Genomic DNA, 18,957 nt, shown 5'->3' on the forward strand with positions numbered 1-18,957 from the left:
GAAATTGCCTGGTGTGGTGAAGCAAACATAGGTCGTAAATTGCTGTTCGATAATTCGCTTAAAATTTCACAGCTTGTTCTATATTATAGATCAATGGATCGTTCTCATTTGCCCCAACTTGCCATTTTCACCACAGTCGCCGCCTGCGGTGGTTTTCGCGGTGCCGCCAAGGAGCTTCGCATTGCGCCTTCGGCGGTCAGTCATGCCATAGCCGCGCTGGAGCAATCGCTGGGGGTTCGATTATTGACCCGTACCACGCGCAGCGTCGCCCTGACGGATGAAGGGGCGATGCTGCTGAAGCGCTTGAAGCCTGCCCTTGGTGAGATCGACCTGGCGCTGGGTGCAGTTAAAGAAGCCAATAATCGTGTGGCAGGCAATCTGCGGCTCAGCGTACCGCCTTTCGCCGCGCATTGGCTGCTGGGTCCGAGGCTCGCGGATTTCAGCCAGACCTATCCCGGAATCACGCTGGAATTGCGGGTGGAGGAACAATTCAATGATATCGTTGCCGCTGGCATGGATGCGGGCATGCGGCTTGGAGAGAGCCTGGAATCGGATATGATCGCTGTGCGCATGAGCGATACGATTTCTGGAAGTGTCGTTGCTACGCCGGACTATTTCAAACGCAATCCGGTGCCGTTACACCCGAGAGACTTGCTCAATCATCGCTGTATCCGCCGCCGGTTTTCGAGCGGCCAAGTCTATCGCTGGGAGTTTGAAAAAGGCGTGGAAGAAATCGTCCTTGATGTCGATGGCCCGCTTATTCTGGGTGATGACACGCTGGTTCTTGAAGCAGTGCTTGGCGGCGTGGGCATTGCTTTTCTTTTGGAGCATATGGTGCCCAAAGCAATTGCCGACGGGCGGCTGCAACGCGTTTTGGAGGATTGGTGCACGCCATTTCCCGGCGTCTATCTTTATTACCCCAGCCGCAGGCAAATGCGTCCGGCACTGCGCGCATTTATCGATTTCTTCAAATATACCGGTTGAGCGGTCTTTCCTTCCGTAACCGAAATACAATAGGGTGCTGACCGCCTATCGGGCCGGTCATAGAAGGAGTTTGCATGTTTCGCTGGGGTATTCTGTCTACTGCCAAAATTGGCGTCACCGTGGTTATTCCCGCCATTTGCGATGCGGAAAATTCGGTTCTATCGGCCGTTGCCAGCCGTGACTTGTCGAAAGCACGCGCGGTGGCGGATCGTTTTGGCGCTCCCCATGCATTCGGCTCCTACGAGGAAATGCTCGCCTCCAAGGATATTGACGGCGTCTATATTCCCTTGCCGACCTCGCAGCATGTCGAATGGTCGTTGAAGGCAGCCGAAGCTGGAAAGCATGTCCTGTGCGAAAAGCCGATTTCGCTGCATGCCGATCAGATCGCCGCCTTGCAGCATGCCCGCGATACGCATGGCGTCTTGATTTCAGAAGCCTTCATGGTCACCTATCATCCGCAATGGCTGAAAGTTCGTGAGTTGGTGCAGGGTGGAGCCATCGGAACCTTGCGTCAGGTTCAGGCAGCGTTCACCTATTTCAACAAGGATGCGGGCAATATGCGCAATCAGCTATCGCTGGGTGGCGGTGCCTTGCCCGATATTGGCGTCTATCCGACTGTTGTCACGCGTTTCGTCACCGGCAAGGAGCCGCTTCGGGTGAGCGCCACAGTCGAGCGCGACCCGGATTTCGGCACGGACCGCTATGCCAGCGTCCGTGCTGATTTTGATGGTTTTGAACTGGGTTTCTATGTCGGGACCCAGCTTGCGTCGCGCCAGTCCATCGTTTTTCATGGCGACAAGGGCTATATCGAGGTTCTGGCGCCGTTCAACACAGGCAAGTATGACCACGCAAAGGTTTGGCTGCATAACGCGGCACATGACGGTGCGCAGGAATTCAACTTTGGTGGCGTCAACCACTACAGGTTGCAGGTCGAGGCATTTGCCCGCGAGGCCCAAGACGAGAAGGCCGGTGTGTTTTCGCTGGAAGATTCGGTACGGAATCAAAAGCTCATTGATGCCGTTTATCGCTCCGACAAGAGCGGCAAGTGGGAAACCGTCTGACGACTCTTATAAGTATCCGCATAAAACGGGCTGAAAACCCCATTTTATGTGTCTTTTTGGGCTATTAAGGGTGTAAATTGCACTGCTTCTTACTTGCATGGCAATTTACCCCTTCTTATATAGCCCTCAACACTGTAAGGAACTGCCCGCCCCGGCAGCCCTGATTTTGTTAAACCCTAGGGGCTGCCCGTATGGAATGCTCGGCAGAGGTCCCGGCAGCCTGCTGAATGGAGAAGAGTAATGGCTAAAGTTATCGGTATTGATCTGGGTACGACCAATTCCTGCGTTTCCGTTATGGACGGCAAGAGCGCGAAGGTCATCGAAAATGCAGAAGGTGCACGTACAACGCCTTCGATCATCGCTTTTACGGATAGTGATGAGCGCCTTGCTGGCCAGCCGGCCAAGCGTCAGGCTGTAACAAATCCGGAAGGAACCGTTTTTGCGGTCAAGCGCCTTATCGGCCGCCGCTACGAAGACCCGACTGTTGCCAAGGACAAGAAGCTTGTTCCTTATGAAATCGTCAAAGGCGATAATGGCGACGCTTGGGTAGAAGTGCACAAGAAGAAGTATTCGCCTTCGCAGATCTCCGCAATGATCCTGCAGAAGATGAAGGAAACAGCTGAAGCCTATCTGGGCGAAAAGGTTGAAAAGGCCGTTATCACCGTTCCGGCTTACTTTAACGATGCCCAGCGTCAGGCCACCAAGGATGCCGGTAAGATTGCCGGTCTTGAAGTTCTGCGTATCATCAACGAACCGACTGCTGCTGCTCTGGCCTATGGCCTCGACAAGAAGGAAGGCAAGACCATTGCCGTCTACGATCTTGGCGGTGGTACATTCGACGTATCCGTTCTGGAAATCGGCGATGGTGTCTTCGAAGTTAAGTCCACCAATGGCGATACATTCCTTGGCGGTGAAGATTTCGACATGCGTCTGGTCGAGTATTTTGCAGCCGAGTTCAAGAAAGAACAGGGCATCGACCTGAAGAACGACAAGCTTGCTTTGCAGCGCCTCAAGGAAGCTGCCGAAAAGGCCAAGATCGAGCTTTCCTCGTCGCAGCAGACTGAAATCAACCTGCCATTCATTACGGCAGATGCTTCGGGTCCAAAGCACTTGACCATGAAGCTGTCGCGCTCGAAGTTCGAAAGCCTCGTTGACGATCTGGTCCAGCGCACGGTTGAGCCATGCAAGGCCGCGCTCAAGGATGCAGGCCTCAAGGCTGGCGAAATCGATGAAGTGGTTCTCGTCGGCGGTATGACCCGCATGCCGAAGATCCAGGAAATCGTCAAAGCCTTCTTCGGCAAGGAACCACACAAGGGTGTGAATCCGGACGAAGTCGTGGCCATGGGTGCTGCCATTCAGGCTGGCGTTCTGCAGGGCGACGTCAAGGACGTTCTTTTGCTCGACGTAACGCCATTGTCACTCGGCATCGAAACGCTTGGCGGCGTGTTCACACGTCTGATCGAACGCAACACCACGATCCCCACCAAGAAGTCGCAGACTTTCTCCACGGCTGAAGACAATCAGTCCGCCGTGACGATCCGCGTCTTCCAGGGCGAGCGTGAAATGGCTGCTGACAACAAGTCGCTTGGCCAGTTCGATCTCGTTGGTATTCCGCCAGCACCACGCGGCATTCCACAGATCGAAGTCGGTTTCGACATTGATGCCAATGGTATTGTCAACGTTTCGGCCAAGGACAAGGGCACTGGCAAGGAACATCAGATCCGTATTCAGGCATCGGGCGGTCTTTCCGACGCCGATATCGAGAAGATGGTCAAGGACGCCGAGGCCAATGCAGAGAGCGACAAGAAGCGCCGCGAGGCCGTTGAGTCGAAGAACCAGGCTGAAGCTCTGATCCATTCGACTGAAAAGTCGCTGAAGGATTATGGCGATAAGGTTTCGGCTGAAGACAAGGGCTCCATTGAGACCGCCCTTGCCGAGCTGAAGACTGCTGTCGAAGGCGATGACGCTGAAGACATCAAGGCCAAGACGCAAGTTCTTGCCGAAGTTTCGATGAAACTTGGTCAGGCCATGTATGAAGCCTCACAGGCTGCGGAAGCTGGCGAAGGTGCTGAAGCCGATGCGACTGCAAAGGCAGATGATGATGTTGTCGATGCCGATTTCGAAGAGATCGACGAAGACGGCAAGAAGAAGTCTGCCTGATCCTAACGCCCAGCGTTTAACGAAAAGCCCGGCCATTGAGCCGGGCTTTTTGTTTGCTCGGCGGTCAAGCTGGAACGGCCTTCGAAGTTCAAGAAAAATTTGGTCGTTCGATTTGCCGCGTTATTGATTGGCTGGCTTGGCGCAGATTGTTGCCACATAAACGCTTTAAACGGCAAATATGCGCCATTTGATTAGAATCAATGTAAGTTAACTATGGCATTTACGGGCGTGAGCACCTAAATACCGCTCTTGAACGAGCTTCTGCGGAAGTTCTGGCGATCCCATGGAACGAGTATTTGGATGAAGGCTGACTATTACGAAACCCTCGGCGTAGGCAAAGGCGCTGATGAGAAAGAGCTGAAGAGCGCTTTCCGTAAACTGGCAATGCAATTCCACCCTGACAAGAATCCGGGCGATGCCAATGCCGAGCACAAGTTCAAGGAAATCGGCGAAGCCTATGAAACGCTGAAAGATCCGCAAAAGCGCGCGGCCTATGATCGCTTCGGTCACGCTGCCTTTGAAAATGGCGGCATGGGCGGCGGTGGTTTCGGTGGCGGCGGTAGCGGTGGCTTTGCCGACATATTTGAAGACATTTTTGGCGAGATGATGGGCGGCGGACGCCAGCGCCGTTCCGGTGGCCGCGAGCGTGGTGCGGACCTGCGCTACAATATGGAAATCACGCTTGAAGAAGCCTATGCAGGCAAGACGGCGCAAATCCATGTCCCGACATCGATTACTTGCGACGAATGCTCCGGCAGTGGTGCCAAGCCCGGCACGCAACCGGTCACATGCGGCACCTGTAGCGGTTCCGGCCGCGTGCGTGCAGCTCAGGGTTTCTTTTCCATTGAACGCACCTGCCCGACCTGTCATGGCCGCGGCCAGATCATCAAGGACCCTTGCCCGAAATGCAGCGGCCAGGGACGTATCACCGAAGAGCGTTCTCTCTCGGTCAATATTCCAGCCGGCATTGAAGATGGAACACGCATTCGCCTCACGGGTGAGGGCGAGGCAGGACTTCGCGGCGGCCCCTCAGGCGATCTTTATATTTTCCTCTCGCTGAAGCCACATGAATTCTTCCAGCGCGATGGTGCCGATCTTTATTGCAAAGTCCCGATCTCGATGACTACAGCCGCGCTTGGCGGACAGTTCGAGGTGGCGACACTGGATGGCACCCAGACGCGCGTCAAGATTCCAGATGGTACGCAAAACGCCAAGCAGTTCCGCCTGAAAGGCAAAGGCATGCCGGTTCTACGGCAACCCGCCATGGGCGATCTCTATATTCAGATCGCAATTGAAACCCCGCAAAACCTCAACAAGAAGCAGCGCGAATTGCTGGAAGAATTCGAACGCGTTTCTTCGCAGGACAATAGCCCGCAATCGACAGGCTTCTTTTCCCGCATGAAGGATTTCTTTGAGGGGTTGAGCGAGTAATTTATTGAGTTTTTCGCAAGTTGCAGCCTTGCATCTATCGTCGGTTGCGTCATAAATTGTTCTTGCTGCGACGGAGGAATGGCATGTCACGACCACTGGGCAAGAAGTTTGCCGAAAAATTCGGCGAGGAAATTCGCTTCTTCAAGGGTTGGATGCACGGGCCGAAGGCTGTCGGGTCAATTTTGCCGACAAGTTCTGTCACGGCTCGCCGCATGGCAAGTGTCATCAATCCGCATTCCGGCCTTCCTGTGCTGGAGTTGGGGCCGGGCACGGGCGTTATCACCAAAGCCATTTTGAAGCGCGGTGTAGAGCCATCCGACCTTTACTGCGTTGAATATTCAGCGGATTTTGCTGAACATTTGCGAGAAGATTTTCCTGGTGTGAACATTATCGAAGGCGATGCTTTCGATCTGGATACGACCCTTGGCGACAAGCGTGACCAGAAGTTTGATTCGGTCATTTCGGCGGTGCCCTTGTTGAACTTCCCCGTCGGCGACCGCGTTAAAATCATCGAAGATCTGTTGCGCCGTATCCCCCATGGCCGCCCGGTTGTTCAGATTACCTATGGCCCCATGTCGCCTGTTCCTGCTGGACGCGGTAATTACAAGGTCGAACATCTCGACTTCATTATCCGCAATGTGCCGCCAGCCCGGCTTTGGGTGTATCGGCGCGCCGATTAGGTTCTTTCCTGTTGGCCGTTTCTGTGCGATTGGAATACGATCAACAGAAAAGGTGATTTGTCATGACGAATGCGGCTTTGCGCGAGCGCCTGATCGTGGGCCTTGATGTGCCTACGGTTGAAGTGGCCAATGAGGTTGTCGGCGAACTTGGCGATATGGTGACCTTCTATAAAATCGGCTATCAGCTGGTATTTGCCGGGGGATTGGATTTTGCATCTGACCTGGTCCGGTCGGGCAAAAAAGTCTTTCTGGATATGAAGCTTCTCGATATCGACAATACTGTCGCCAAGGGCGTCGAGAATATTGTTAAAATGGGCGTGTCGATGCTCACCCTGCATGCTTATCCGAAGGCCATGAGGGCAGCGGTCGAAGCAGCACACGGATCGGATCTGTGCTTGCTCGGTGTCACTGTTCTGACTTCGATGGATGGGCAAGACCTCATTGAGGCCGGTTACGCCGACAGTCCCGAAGCTCTTGTTCTAAAGCGCGCAAAACAGGCCGCCGACGCCGGCATGGGCGGCATTGTGTGCTCTGCCGCCGAAGCATCGGGCGTACGCGAGATTGTCGGACCTAAACTCAATATTGTGACACCGGGTATCCGCCCGGCAGGTGCGGATGTTGGAGACCAAAAACGGGTAATGACACCTGCGGATGCGCTTCGTGGCGGGGCAACACATCTTGTGGTCGGGCGTCCGATTATTGCCGCGCAAGATCGGCGTTCAGCGGCTGAATCGATATTGAGCGAAATGGCAAACGGATTTGCGCCAGCATAAGCTCGATTAGGATGGGATGTGATTCTCAAATCGAGCCAATGGCTGGAAATGAGAGCACGGTCTCAAGCTGTAAGAGTAACCAATTGCAAAAGGTAGAGGGACTATGGCCAAGGGATATTGGATAGCACGTGTCGACGTTCGGGATGCTGAACGGTACAAGGATTACGTCTCGACGGCAAAACCGGCCTTTGAAAAGTTTGGCGCCAATTTCCTGGCACGGGGCGGTCCATTTCACACATTGGAAGGGCAAGCCCGTGGCCGCAATGTCGTGATCGAGTTTCCGTCGGTCCAAGCAGCATTGGATTGTTACAATTCGCCGGAATATCAGGCGGCTAAAGCAATTCGGCAAAGCGTAGCTGATGCTGAAATGCTGATTGTCGAGGGCGCTTGAAACTTTAGCTAATAATTTCAATGGTTTCTGGCCATGCCGGGCTAAGGCATTTTTATCCGGCCTTAGCCGTTTGTTGCATTGCAATATTACCAAAACCGGATAGGCTCACTGATCAATCAAGAACTTTTTCACCTGTGAGTGAGATGCTCTTTAGGTTGCAGTTGTGCTGATGGATCGGACGGTGGAATGTTTTACCAGCTTTATGAACTCAACCATGCGGCGCTTCAGCCCTATCGCGCTCTGGCTGACGCTACCAAGTTGTTTTACGACAACCCGTTGAATCCATTGTCACAAACGGTTTTAGGGCGTTCGATTACTGCTGGCTGCGAGCTGTTTGAGCGCGCCACGAGAGCCTATGCAAAACCAAAGTTCAACCTTCCGACGACTGTCGTTGATGGCGTTGAAACGGAAATTCGCGAGAAAACGGTCTGGTCAAAGCCATTCTGCAACGTGGTTCATTTCAAGCGCTCATTGTCGGCAAAACGGGCTGCCGATCCCAAGATCTTGATCGTGGCTCCCATGTCCGGGCACTATGCGACTTTGCTGCGCGGCACAGTCGAGGCCTTGCTGCCGGATGCCGAGGTTTACATTACCGATTGGGTCGACGCGCGCACTGTTCCTTTGAGCGATGGTTCTTTCGATCTTGACGACTATATCGATTATGTCATCGAAATACTTCATGCATTGGGCGAGGATACCCACGTTGTCGCGGTCTGCCAGCCCTCTGTGCCCGTGCTTGCTGCCGTGGCAGTCATGGAAGCCAATGGCGATCGGTTTGCCCCGTCGAGCATGACGCTGATGGGCGGGCCAATTGATACCCGCAAGAATCCGACAGCGGTGAACAAGCTTGCCGAAGAAAAGGGCATCGACTGGTTCCGCGAAAATGTAATCATGTCTGTTCCATGGCCGCATGCCGGTTTCATGCGCGATGTATATCCAGGGTTTTTACAGCTTTCCGGGTTCATGAGCATGAATCTCGACCGGCATATTACTGCCCACAAGGAATTTTTTGTGCATCTAGTCAAGGAAGATGGCGATTCCGCAGACAAGCACCGGGAGTTCTACGATGAATATCTTGCGGTTATGGATCTGACAGCCGAGTTTTATTTGCAGACTGTGGATACGGTTTTTGTGCGCCAGGCTTTACCAAAAGGGGAGATGACGCATCGCGGCCTGCCGGTTGACCCATCTGCGATTCGCAATGTGGCGCTTCTGACTGTTGAGGGAGAGAACGACGATATTTCGGGTGTGGGTCAGACAAAGGCCGCGCAAACGCTATGCGTCAATATCCCTGAAGACATGCGGCTACATTATCTACAGCCCAAGGTTGGCCACTACGGTGTTTTCAATGGGTCGAGATTCCGCGCTGAAATCGCGCCGCGGATCGTCAAATTCGTCAATGACCACGCACAGGCAAAACGTCAATCAAATGTAACACCCATCTCGCGACGCGCTTGATACGAGCGGAAACGTCGGGCGGGTTAGAGATTAGTTTGCCGACTTACAAAGCGCCCGGGCGCTCTGGCAAAATTAGCCGCATCAATCCAAATAGTCCATAAGATAAGGGCCGCTTGATCAGCGGCCCTTTCTCATTTCCATTACAGATTGAAGTCGTTTGCCGACCAGTCATGGTCCGTATTATTGACCTCAATGATAAGGTCGGCAATTCCGTCGCCGTCACTATCAGCCTCGATATGCAGATATTGCGTATCGCTTGCCTGTTCCGGCACCACGATCCGCAATTCGCCTGCCGCACCGGAGAAGTCGCTTTCGCCAATGAAATGGTAAGGCTGGTTGCCAGCGGTATTTGTATCCGCATCGAGACGGCTCAGATCGATCTTGTCACCGTCAGTTGCGCTGAAGTCGGTAATGTGGGCAGTCCGCCCGAACGTCTCGAAGATAAACGTGTCTGCTCCAGACCCACCGCTCAGCCAATTATTGCCGTCGCCACCATTAAGAATGTCATTGCCTTCGCCGCCGTTCAAGCGGTCATCGCCCGCACTGCCATTCAGGACATCGTCGCCTGAGCCGCCACGAAGGAAATCATCGCCTTCGCCGCCTAACAACGTGTCATTGCCATCGCCGCCATCAATCCAATCCGTGCCGGCTCCACCATTGAGCTGATCATCGCCGCCATCGCCGCTGATCCTGTCATCGCTGGAGCCACCAAATACCTTGTCATCGCCATCGCCAGCATTGACCCAGTTTGCAGCACCGCTGGTGTGGATCTCGTCATCACCAGCCCCGGCATCAATCCAATTGGTTCCTTCGCCGCCGTCAATTGCGTCATTGCCGGTGCCGCCACTGATGCGGTCGTCGCCGTCGCCGCCATTCAGAACGTCATCGCCAGCGCCGCCGATCAGTGTATCGTCGCCAGCATCGCCGCGAATATGATCATCGCCCAGACCGCCATTGAGATAGTCATTTCCCGTACCGCCGTCGAGCCAGTCATTACCGGCACCGCCGAGCAATTGGTCGTCGCCTTCGTCGCCACTAAGCCGGTCATCGCCATTGCCGCCGTCGAGAACATCATTGCCAGCGCCGCCATAGGCGTAATCTTCGCCTTCGCCGCCGAGCAGCTTGTCGTCGCCTGTTCCGCCGTCCAGCCAGTCATTGCCGGCACCGCCGACCAATGTGTCATTGCCGGCGCCGCCGCCAAGGCCGTCATCCCCGTCGAGGCCAGCCAGAACATTATCTCCGGCATCGCCGGAAATGACATCGTTGAAACCGGAACCCACAACGTTTTCGAAACCGACGGCAAGCCGGTCACCTTCCGCATCGCCATGCCAACCGCCAAGCGTGCCCGAACCGTCAAGTCCGCCCAGACGTACCATGACTCCTTCTTTCGAACCGGCATAACCCAGCGTGTCGATACCCTCATTGCCGAACAGCAAATCGGTTCCGCTTCCACCTTCGATATATTCGTTGCCGCTGCCACCAAAAATTGTGTCGTCGCCATTATTGCCGACAATGACCTCGTCGAGACCATTTTCCGGATGAATATTCAAAAGGTCGAGCAGGGATTGATTGAGCGCCATGGCAGTCCTCGATTGGAGAGTTTAACTCAGATAAGCTTGGATATATTTTGAATATGAACTACAAATTTAGTTCTATTCCAACCCAAATTTTTATGACAAAGTATGTTTGAAATATAGCTTCAATATATTTCAAAAGTTGAATTAAAATATATTTGGAATTTCGCTTATCTTTCAACGAACGCAGGTTTGAGTAACGAAGGGTACGCCGCCCTGTGCCGCCAATTGCCTCCGAAAAAAAGTTTCGCCATGGCCGCCGAAATTCATGGGGGCTCTGTGAATTTTGTTTCCTGGAAAATTGAAAAGAAAGCTTTGTCTCCTGCGTGATTTGACCGTATCGGTTGGAAACTTCGCAATGTTTGCCGATTTTTCCCCAAAAACTGGCAAATTTTGCTGAATATTCTCTATCGCAGCGTGTGTTTTAGTTGTGATCGGTTGATAATTCACCGTGAGCTCAGCCTTTTGACCCGGAATGTTTCCGCTGTTTCATCTTGACACATTGCAAGCCAGCGCGACGCGACTAATATATTAATTGACCAATTGGAGAGTTACATGGACACCCTCACCGCACCGCGGCATTTGCGCCTGCATGCCAGCGACAATGTCGTCGTTGCTGTCGACACGTTTCAGGTCGGGCAACGCATTGAAAATGTTACCGTAACGGATCGCGTGCCGCGCGGCCACAAACTCGCTTCGCGGTTGATTGCCAAGGGTGAGCCGGTTCGCAAATTTGGCCAGATCATTGGTTCTGCTTCCAAGCAGATCGAGCCAGGCCAATGGGTGCATGAACATAATCTCGACTACAGCGATTTCGCGCGCGAACCTGATGCGGCTCACGCGACCTCCGTGCATGGCGTACTGCCAATCGGCCAACGTGCTGTTTTTGAAGGGTTTCGCCGCGCCAATGGGCGTGCCGGAACGCGCAATTATATCGGCGTTTTGACCTCCGTGAACTGCTCCGCTTCGGTTGCCCGGTTCATCGCTGAGGCAGTGCAAAAGTCCGGTATTCTTGACGAATATCCGATGGTTGACGGCATAATTCCGCTGGTTCATGGCGGTGGATGCGCGCTTGATGTGAAGGGTGAGGGTTACGAGGTTTTGAAGCGTACCCAGTGGGGCTATGCGACCAATCCCAATATCGCCGCAGTGCTCATGGTCGGCCTTGGATGCGAGGGCTTCCAGATCGGACGCTGGAAAGAAGCCTATAATATTGTCGAAAGCGACACATTCCGCAGCCTGACAATTCAGGAGGTGGGCGGCACGCGTAAGACCATGGAAGCGGGTGTCGCTGCCGTGCGTGACATGCTGCCGACAGCGGCAAATGTGAAGCGCGAAACCATTCCCGCATCGGAACTCATGCTCGCCTTGCAATGCGGCGGCTCGGACGGTTATTCCGGCATTACCGCCAATCCGGCGTTGGGCGCGGCCGTTGATCTTCTGGTGCAGCAGGGTGGCACCGCCATTCTTTCCGAAACGCCGGAGATTTATGGTGCAGAACACCTGTTGATTGAGCGCGCTTCAAACCCTGAAGCGGTCGAACGCCTGCAATCGGTCATCGCTTGGTGGGAAGATTACACGGCGCGTAACCGCATGGAAATGAACAATAATCCTTCACCCGGCAATAAGGCGGGCGGATTGACCACCATCCTTGAGAAGTCGCTTGGCGCGGTGGCAAAGTCTGGCACAACGCCGCTCGAAGCGGTCTATGGCTATGCGGAACCTGTTACGGCGCGCGGTCTGGTTTTCATGGATACGCCCGGCTACGATCCGGTTTCCGCGACGGGCCAGGTGGCAGGCGGTGCCAATATTCTTGCCTTCACCACGGGCCGTGGTTCTGCCTATGGCTGCAAGCCCACACCGTCCATTAAGCTCGCTACCAATACCCCGATGTATACGCAGATGATCGAGGATATGGATATCAATTGCGGTGACGTCCTCGACGGTGTCTCCATCGAAGACAAGGGACGCGAAATATTCGAGCATATCCTGAAGATCGCTTCAGGTGAGCGCAGTAAATCCGAGGCTCTGGGCTATGGCGATGCGGAATTCGTGCCATGGCAAATCGGGGCCACAATGTAAGGTCTCTCCAAAGAAATGAGTTAAATCAAGGGAGCCGGGGCTCCCTTTTTTATGGAATTCCCGACTTAGGCGAATATTGAGGCCGGGTTGCTTTTCCTCCGATTAATATACTAATATGATTATTCTTGTTTTGGGAGAAATAAGAATAATCGGTCATTTCTGGGAGGAAAATAATGATCCGAATTAATCGCAGACAAGCAATCGGGGGATTGGCTGGCATTGCCGGAATAACTGCAATGCCGCGCTTTTCTTTTGCGCAATCACTACCTCTGCCATCGTCACCTGTCGCGCTGAACATCATCGATGTAGCTGGAAATCTGCAGCTGACACAGGCGGCAATCGAGAAGTTTGCCAAGGAAAATCCAGCACTTATATCGAAAGTGATTTTCTCGCGCGCCCCTTCACCGGAGCTTCCGGCCAAGCTCAAGGCGCAGCAGACTGCCAACCGGGTCGATATTGATCTGGTGCTGACAGGCCCCGGCGCTATGTCAGATGGCATTACACAAGGTCTTTGGATCGATGTCTGGACGAAATACCCGGACCTCTTGCCGAAAGCAGATGAAATCTATCATGAGAAGGCACTCATGATGCAGAAGAATTTCGGCCAAAATGAAGGCGTGGCTGTCGTCTACTCACCCTCCGGACCATTGTTTGAATATGCGCCGGATCGCGTCAAAACAGTGCCGAAGAATGCGGAGGAATTGCTCGCTTGGGTCAAGGCGAATCCTGGCCGTTTTTGTTACGCGCGCCCGGTTAATTCGGGACCTGGATGGACCTTCTTGATGGCCATGCCCTATATTCTCGGCGATAAAAACCCCAGCGATCCCATCAATGGCTGGGAAAAGACATGGGCATATTTGAAAGAACTCGATCAGGGCATTGATTATTACCCACCCGGCACCACCGCGACCATGAAGGAGTTTGCTGAAGGCACGCGTGATATGATCGTGTCCACCTTCGGTTGGGACATTAATCCGCGCGTCCTTGGCGTAGTACCCAAGGAAGCAGAAACCTTTGCGCTTGATGGCACCCATTGGGTTCCGGACACCCAGTTCATGTGTATTCCGCGCGGGGTTGGTGATGACAAGGTTGCCGTGCTGCTCAAGCTCATGTCCTACATGCTCGAACCGGCGCAGCAGGCCTATACCTATGACAAGGGCTATTTCTATCCCGGTCCGGCAGTAAAGGACGTTCCGCTCAATATGGCGCCGCAGGAAAGCCAGGATGTCATCGCCGAGTTTGGGCGCCCAATCTATGAAGATTTGATCGCGAAATATCCGGTGGAGGCTCCCTTGAAGCCGCAATTGCTTGTTGCAGCTTTTGAAAAATGGGACCGTGAAGTCGGTGCCAATAAGATGAACAAGTAGCAGGTAAAGTCATGCGGTTTGCCGTCATTGGCATTGATCATCGTCATATCTACCATATGATCAATGGTCTGATTGAAGCCGGCGCTGAGTGCGCCGGTTTCGTTTCGCAAACATCAGACGGGAAAATTCTCGAAGGCATTGCCGAGCGTTTTCCCGACCTGAAATCCGTACCCGATGGCCGGGTTTTTATCGATGATCCATCGATTGATATAATTGTTACAGCGGCAGTGCCAAGTGAGCGCGCAGCAATTGCCATTGCAGCCATGAAGACTGGCAAGGACGTGATGTCGGACAAGCCGGGGATCACCGATTACGCACAGCTTGCAGAGATCGAAAAGGTCGTAGCGGAAACGGGACGCATATTCTCCATCTGCTTTTCGGAGCGTTTCGTTGTTCCAGCAACCGGAGTGGCGCAGAAGCTGATTGATGAGGGCTCCATCGGTCGTGTAATCCAGACTATCGGTCTTGGACCCCATAGGCTGAACCGCCCCATTCGGCCTGACTGGTTCTTTGATCCTGCATTTTACGGCGGCATTCTGGTCGATATTGCTTCGCACCAGATCGATCAGTTTCTGACCTATACAGGGTCTGACACTGCGGAGATCATATCCAGCGCAATTGGCCATTTTGGTGCCGACGATATTCCGGCGTTTCAGGATTTTGGCGAAGTGTTACTGCGCAGCGATCAGGCAACCGGCTATGTTCGCGTGGATTGGTTCACCGCCGATGGGCTTTCCACCTGGGGCGACGGCAGGCTGATCATTCTTGGCACAGAAGGCACGATCGAGCTGCGTAAATATGTCGATATTGCCGGTCGCGACGGGACGGACCACGTGTTCCTCGTGAACAGCAAGGGCACAAAACATATGGATGCCAGCCGGGAACCGATCACTTACTTCAGGACCGTTCTGACGGATGTGCGCGAGCGCAGTGAAACCACGATGAAGCAAAGCCACGTCTTTACCGTGAGCAGGCTGGCGCTTGACGCACAAAAACGCGCGACCATCCTCGCGCACCGCCCCGCGTTTCGACCGCAGGAGAACAAGCAATGAAAAAGCCCGGCCTTGCAGTCATCGGCCTTGGGCCCGCGGCGCTGCCCCATGCGAAAAGCCTTGTCGACCTTCAGGACAAGGTGGATGTGATATGGGCGGTCAGCAGGACAAAAGAGCGGACGGAAGAGTTTTCGAAGAGTTTTCCTTTTCCGGTGACCAACGATGTTGATGCTGCCATCGCAGATCCTGCGGTGGACATTGTGCTGGTGTTGACACCAGCCAATGCCCACCTTGAAATCGCCGAGAAGAGTTTTGCCGCTGGCAAACATGTGCTTCTGGAAAAACCGTTGGACATTACGTTGCAACGTGCGGAGCAGATTGTTTCACGCGGCCGTGCCAGCGGGCTGACATTCGGTGTTGTATTGCAGCACAGGTTCAGGCCCGCCAGCCTCAGGCTACGCCAAGCGCTGGAAGACAAGAGTCTGGGTGATGTGCAGGCAACGTCGCTACGCGTACCCTGGTGGCGTCCGCAGAGTTATTATGATGAAGGTGGAAGGGGAACCTTCGCTCGCGATGGGGGAGGTGTGCTGCTATCGCAGGCAATCCACGCATTGGATTTGTTCCGTTCGCTTCTTCCCATCAGCACTATTGTGGCTTCCCAGGTACGAACGACCGCGCTGCATCGCATGGAATCGGAAGATCATGTTACAGCCTTAATGACCCTGGCCAATGGCGCGCCTGCATCTCTTTTGGCCACGACAGCCGCCTTTCCGGGTTTTCCGGAAACGCTGGAAATCACCGGATCGCTTGGTTCGGCTCATCTTGCGGGCGGCGCCTTGAAGCTTTCCTGGTTGGATGGACACGAGGAAATTATCGAGGCGGAAGGCAAGTCCGGCAGTGGGGCGAATATCATGGATTTCCCCCATGATGCGCATCGGGCGCTCATTGCGGATTTTCTGGCCGCAGTCGCCGAAAAACGGGACCCAATAGTGACAGGGGAAGAAGCTCTGGCGACCCAAAAATTTATCGCGGATATCATCCGGGCGGATCCATCCAATTTCCAGCCAGTTTGAGCAGCTTTGAAATGAAAACCCGCCGGAATGATTCCGGCGGGTTTTGCATGTGCAGATCAGGCCGTTGTCTGTTGTGTCTTTGCCCGAGCCACGATCTGTGTCGGGTTGACGAAACGCAGTGCGATGAGCAACCAGACCAGCGTGGTGACCATATAGACAACCGCCATCGCGTCGATCGACTGCACGGCACGAACGCCGGATGCAAATACCGAGTAGTAAAGGGCGACCACAAGCGTCTGGCTGGTTGGTCCGGCGGTCAGGAAGGTCAGCTCAAACATGGCCACCGTGCGCACCAGTACCAATAGCAGCGCTGCAAGTATGCCGGGCAGGAGCATTGGCAGCAGCACATATCGGAACAATTGGAATGTGCCGGCTCCAAACACCCGTGCGGCAGCTTCAACCTTCGGATCGATCTGCTCTATGAAGGGGATCATCACCAGAATAACGAAGGGCACTGTCGGCACCAGATTGGCAAGAACCACACCCCAGAAAGTGCCGCCTACGCCCGCTTGATAGAGCACCGTGGCCAGTGGAATACCAAAGGTAATCGGCGGCACGAGCAGCGGCAAAAGAAACAGGAGCATGATCAGTTTCTTGCCAGGAAAGTTGCGGCGCGCCAAAGCATAGGCAGCCGTAACGCCGAGCAGGCCCGAAAGCGCTACCACCGTGAAGACAATCTGGAATGTAACGATCAGCACGTCGCTAAGCTGGAATTCCGACCATGCGGTGAAATACCATTTTGTCGTCCATCCGGCGGGTAGCCAAGTGCCAAGCCAACGGGTGCCGAAAGAGGATATGACGACTGTTGCGATCATCGCCAGAAGATTGATGATGAAGAAGGCGACCACCACCCATACGGCAGTGATCCAGAGCTTTGCTCCAATGGTCGTATCGCGGATCATCGTCAGCCCTTTCCGCCAGCGGTCGAGCCGCGATAGAACAAGTTACGAATAGAGAGCAGTGACACCACAATCAGTAACTGGACGGCTGCCATGATCATGGCGATGGCCGATGCCATTGAATAGTCATACTGCTCGAAAGCTGCCTGATAGGCTGCAATGGAAATAACGCGGGTGGGTCCTGCCGGCGCGCCAAGCAGAACGGCTGAAGGAAAGACTGCGAAGGCCTGCACAAAGGACAGACAGAACGCAATGGTGAGGCCGGGCACAAGCAAAGGCCACATCACATAACGAAAACGCTGCCAACTTTTTGCGCCATGCGTGGCGGCAGCCTGCTCCAATGCCGGGTCGATGCCTGAAACATAGGACAGGGTCAGCAGGAAGGTGAATGGAAAGCCGGTAATGATCAGCGATGCGAAAACGCCCCAATAATTATTGGTGAGCTTTACCGGACTGTCGATCATGCCGATCATCATCAATGTACGGCTGAACCAACCTTGCGGACCAAGGTAGTTCAACAATCCTTCTGCTACTAGCACCGTGCCAAGCGTAACTGGCAAAACCAGTATCGTCGTCAACAAACGCTGGTGGGTCATCAGACGAACACGGAAGGCTACCGGCAGGGCTATGGCAATGCTTATCAGGGTAACCGGCACCGCAAGCCAAAGCGTCGTCAGGATCGTGTCATAGAGAAACGGGTCGGAGAAGAACTTCTGATAATTGGCAAACATGCCTCCCTCTTTGGGTTCAAAGGAGAGGATAAGACCGTAAATGAACGGGTAGATAAAAACCGCCAGCAGGAAAATAACCGCTGGCAAGACAAGCAATGTCACACCGTCAATCCCGCGCAGGGCGAGCCGCTGGCGCAAAGATAAATGGTTGACCGAAGGCGTTGAGGTCACACTGGTCATGGCTGTCACGCCGCAAAAGCCAGCGCACGCGCCGGATCGACTGAAAGCCAGATAGCGCTGCCCAGTGCAGCCGTCTGAGGTGCATGAAATACAAGCTCAAGCCCTTCAGCAGTGCGAGCGGTCCCAACGAATTCACGACCGCGATATTCGATGGTTTCGACGACAGCTTCGACAGTCGTTCCGGATTTCGTCCCCGCGACAACATCATCGGCACGAGCTGCCACAACTGCAGTGTCACCAACCTTCAACGTGTCTCGGGCAATTCCGGATAGCGTTGAAGCGCCAACGGCAATGCTGGTCTTATCTCCGTCAACCGCAATGACTTTCCCGGTCAGGCGATTGCGATATCCCATGAATTCAGCCACATCCAAATGGTCGGGACGCTCATAGAGATCGCTCGGCACGCCAACCTGACGGATTTCGCCATCCCGCAGCACGACAACCCGATCAGCAAGCGACAAAGCTTCATCCTGATCATGCGTTACATAGATGGTTGTCGCACCAAGCTGGTTGTGAATACGGCGGATTTCGGCGCGCATTTCAAGGCGCAGCTTCGCATCGAGATTTGAAAGCGGCTCGTCCATCAGCACCAAAGGCGGTTCGATGACAATGGCACGGGCAATGGCGACACGCTGCTGTTGACCGCCGGAAAGCTGGCCTGGCAATTTATGTCCCTGTCCTTGCAACCGCACCAGGTTCAAGGCTTCTTCGATGCGCTTTTCAGCCTCAGCCTTGGGCACGCGGCGCATCTTTAATCCAAAGCCGATATTCTGTCTGACGGTCATATGCGGAAAAAGCGCATAGTTCTGAAACACCATACCAAAGCCGCGATCTTCGGGCTTCAACGTGTCAATGCGCTTGTCGTCAATGAAGATACCTCCACCCGTAGTGGACAGAAGACCGGCGATGCAGTTCAGCGCCGTGGATTTACCACAGCCGGAAGGGCCGAGCAAAGCGATGAATTCTCCTTTTCGGATCGAAAGAGAAACATCTTTAAGCGCATTGTGCGAACCGAAGGCACGGCTCATCCGATCGAGACGGATTTCCTTGAACGGGGATGACGCAAGCAGCATCGATTACCTCATAATTATAAGCCATCCGGTCTCACCGGATGGCTCCAT

Annotated in this window: 16 protein-coding genes; 12 read left to right on the forward strand and 4 right to left on the reverse strand. The window is 54.0% G+C overall.

Annotated elements, in window-relative coordinates; translation table 11 throughout:
* Positions 1-93: 93 nt before the first annotated feature.
* The 8 genes from V9K95_RS07370 to V9K95_RS07405 all read left to right on the forward strand — a co-directional run bounded on the left by V9K95_RS07370 (position 94) and on the right by V9K95_RS07405 (position 8,938).
* On the forward strand, positions 94-984 hold the full coding sequence (locus V9K95_RS07370; protein WP_115054798.1) for a LysR family transcriptional regulator: 891 nt from the start codon (positions 94-96) through the stop codon (positions 982-984).
* Positions 985-1,058: 74 nt separating this feature from the next.
* Positions 1,059-2,045 (forward strand): Gfo/Idh/MocA family protein, encoded by a 987-nt coding sequence (locus tag V9K95_RS07375; RefSeq protein ID WP_336440300.1) that lies wholly within the window; start codon positions 1,059-1,061, stop codon positions 2,043-2,045.
* A 240-nt stretch (positions 2,046-2,285) separates the two neighbouring features.
* Complete coding sequence (gene dnaK, locus V9K95_RS07380; RefSeq protein ID WP_115054552.1) at positions 2,286-4,205, forward strand: molecular chaperone DnaK; 1,920 nt, start codon at positions 2,286-2,288, stop codon at positions 4,203-4,205.
* A gap of 300 nt (positions 4,206-4,505) precedes the next feature.
* Entirely contained in the window at positions 4,506-5,636 is a 1,131-nt protein-coding gene (gene dnaJ / locus V9K95_RS07385; protein ID WP_115054553.1) for a molecular chaperone DnaJ, read from the forward strand.
* Between the two features lie 83 nt (positions 5,637-5,719).
* Positions 5,720-6,316: a phospholipid N-methyltransferase PmtA gene (gene pmtA / locus V9K95_RS07390; RefSeq protein WP_115054554.1), complete on the forward strand. Its 597-nt coding sequence runs from the start codon at positions 5,720-5,722 to the stop codon at positions 6,314-6,316.
* A gap of 62 nt (positions 6,317-6,378) precedes the next feature.
* Positions 6,379-7,089 (forward strand): orotidine-5'-phosphate decarboxylase, encoded by a 711-nt coding sequence (pyrF, locus tag V9K95_RS07395; protein ID WP_115054555.1) that lies wholly within the window; start codon positions 6,379-6,381, stop codon positions 7,087-7,089.
* A 103-nt stretch (positions 7,090-7,192) separates the two neighbouring features.
* The gene (locus V9K95_RS07400) at positions 7,193-7,480 is read left to right on the forward strand and encodes a DUF1330 domain-containing protein (RefSeq protein WP_115054556.1); all 288 of its coding nucleotides are present in this window, start codon (positions 7,193-7,195) and stop codon (positions 7,478-7,480) included.
* A 186-nt stretch (positions 7,481-7,666) separates the two neighbouring features.
* Positions 7,667-8,938, forward strand: coding sequence for a polyhydroxyalkanoate depolymerase (locus tag V9K95_RS07405; protein WP_336440299.1), 1,272 nt, complete (start codon positions 7,667-7,669; stop codon positions 8,936-8,938).
* 140 nt (positions 8,939-9,078) lie between these two features.
* Here V9K95_RS07405 and V9K95_RS07410 read toward each other — a convergent pair whose 3' ends face one another.
* Positions 9,079-10,518: a calcium-binding protein gene (locus tag V9K95_RS07410; protein WP_336440298.1), complete on the reverse strand. Its 1,440-nt coding sequence runs from the start codon at positions 10,516-10,518 to the stop codon at positions 9,079-9,081.
* Positions 10,519-11,067: 549 nt separating this feature from the next.
* Here V9K95_RS07410 and V9K95_RS07415 point away from each other — a divergent pair.
* The 4 genes from V9K95_RS07415 to V9K95_RS07430 all read left to right on the forward strand — a co-directional run bounded on the left by V9K95_RS07415 (position 11,068) and on the right by V9K95_RS07430 (position 16,026).
* Positions 11,068-12,594, forward strand: coding sequence for a UxaA family hydrolase (locus V9K95_RS07415; RefSeq protein WP_336440297.1), 1,527 nt, complete (start codon positions 11,068-11,070; stop codon positions 12,592-12,594).
* Positions 12,595-12,770: 176 nt separating this feature from the next.
* Entirely contained in the window at positions 12,771-13,961 is a 1,191-nt protein-coding gene (locus V9K95_RS07420) for an ABC transporter substrate-binding protein (protein ID WP_336440494.1), read from the forward strand.
* Positions 13,962-13,972: 11 nt separating this feature from the next.
* Positions 13,973-15,013, forward strand: coding sequence for a Gfo/Idh/MocA family protein (locus tag V9K95_RS07425; RefSeq protein WP_336440296.1), 1,041 nt, complete (start codon positions 13,973-13,975; stop codon positions 15,011-15,013).
* Positions 15,010-16,026, forward strand: a complete 1,017-nt coding sequence (locus V9K95_RS07430; protein WP_336440295.1) for a Gfo/Idh/MocA family protein — start codon at positions 15,010-15,012, stop codon at positions 16,024-16,026. Before V9K95_RS07425 ends, V9K95_RS07430 begins: the two co-directional genes overlap by 4 nt.
* A gap of 56 nt (positions 16,027-16,082) precedes the next feature.
* On the opposite strand, the gene V9K95_RS07435 is transcribed toward V9K95_RS07430, so the two are convergent.
* The 3 genes from V9K95_RS07435 to V9K95_RS07445 are packed head-to-tail and all read right to left on the reverse strand — an operon-like array spanning position 16,083 to position 18,909.
* The gene (locus V9K95_RS07435; RefSeq protein WP_307281657.1) at positions 16,083-16,928 is read right to left on the reverse strand and encodes an ABC transporter permease; all 846 of its coding nucleotides are present in this window, start codon (positions 16,926-16,928) and stop codon (positions 16,083-16,085) included.
* 2 nt (positions 16,929-16,930) lie between these two features.
* Positions 16,931-17,836, reverse strand: coding sequence for an ABC transporter permease (locus tag V9K95_RS07440; protein ID WP_435530098.1), 906 nt, complete (start codon positions 17,834-17,836; stop codon positions 16,931-16,933).
* A 5-nt stretch (positions 17,837-17,841) separates the two neighbouring features.
* Positions 17,842-18,909, reverse strand: a complete 1,068-nt coding sequence (locus V9K95_RS07445) for an ABC transporter ATP-binding protein (RefSeq protein ID WP_115054564.1) — start codon at positions 18,907-18,909, stop codon at positions 17,842-17,844.
* Positions 18,910-18,957: the final 48 nt, after the last annotated feature.

Source organism: Phyllobacterium sp. CCNWLW183 (assembly GCF_037203775.1).
Taxonomy (GTDB): domain Bacteria; phylum Pseudomonadota; class Alphaproteobacteria; order Rhizobiales; family Rhizobiaceae; genus Phyllobacterium; species Phyllobacterium ifriqiyense.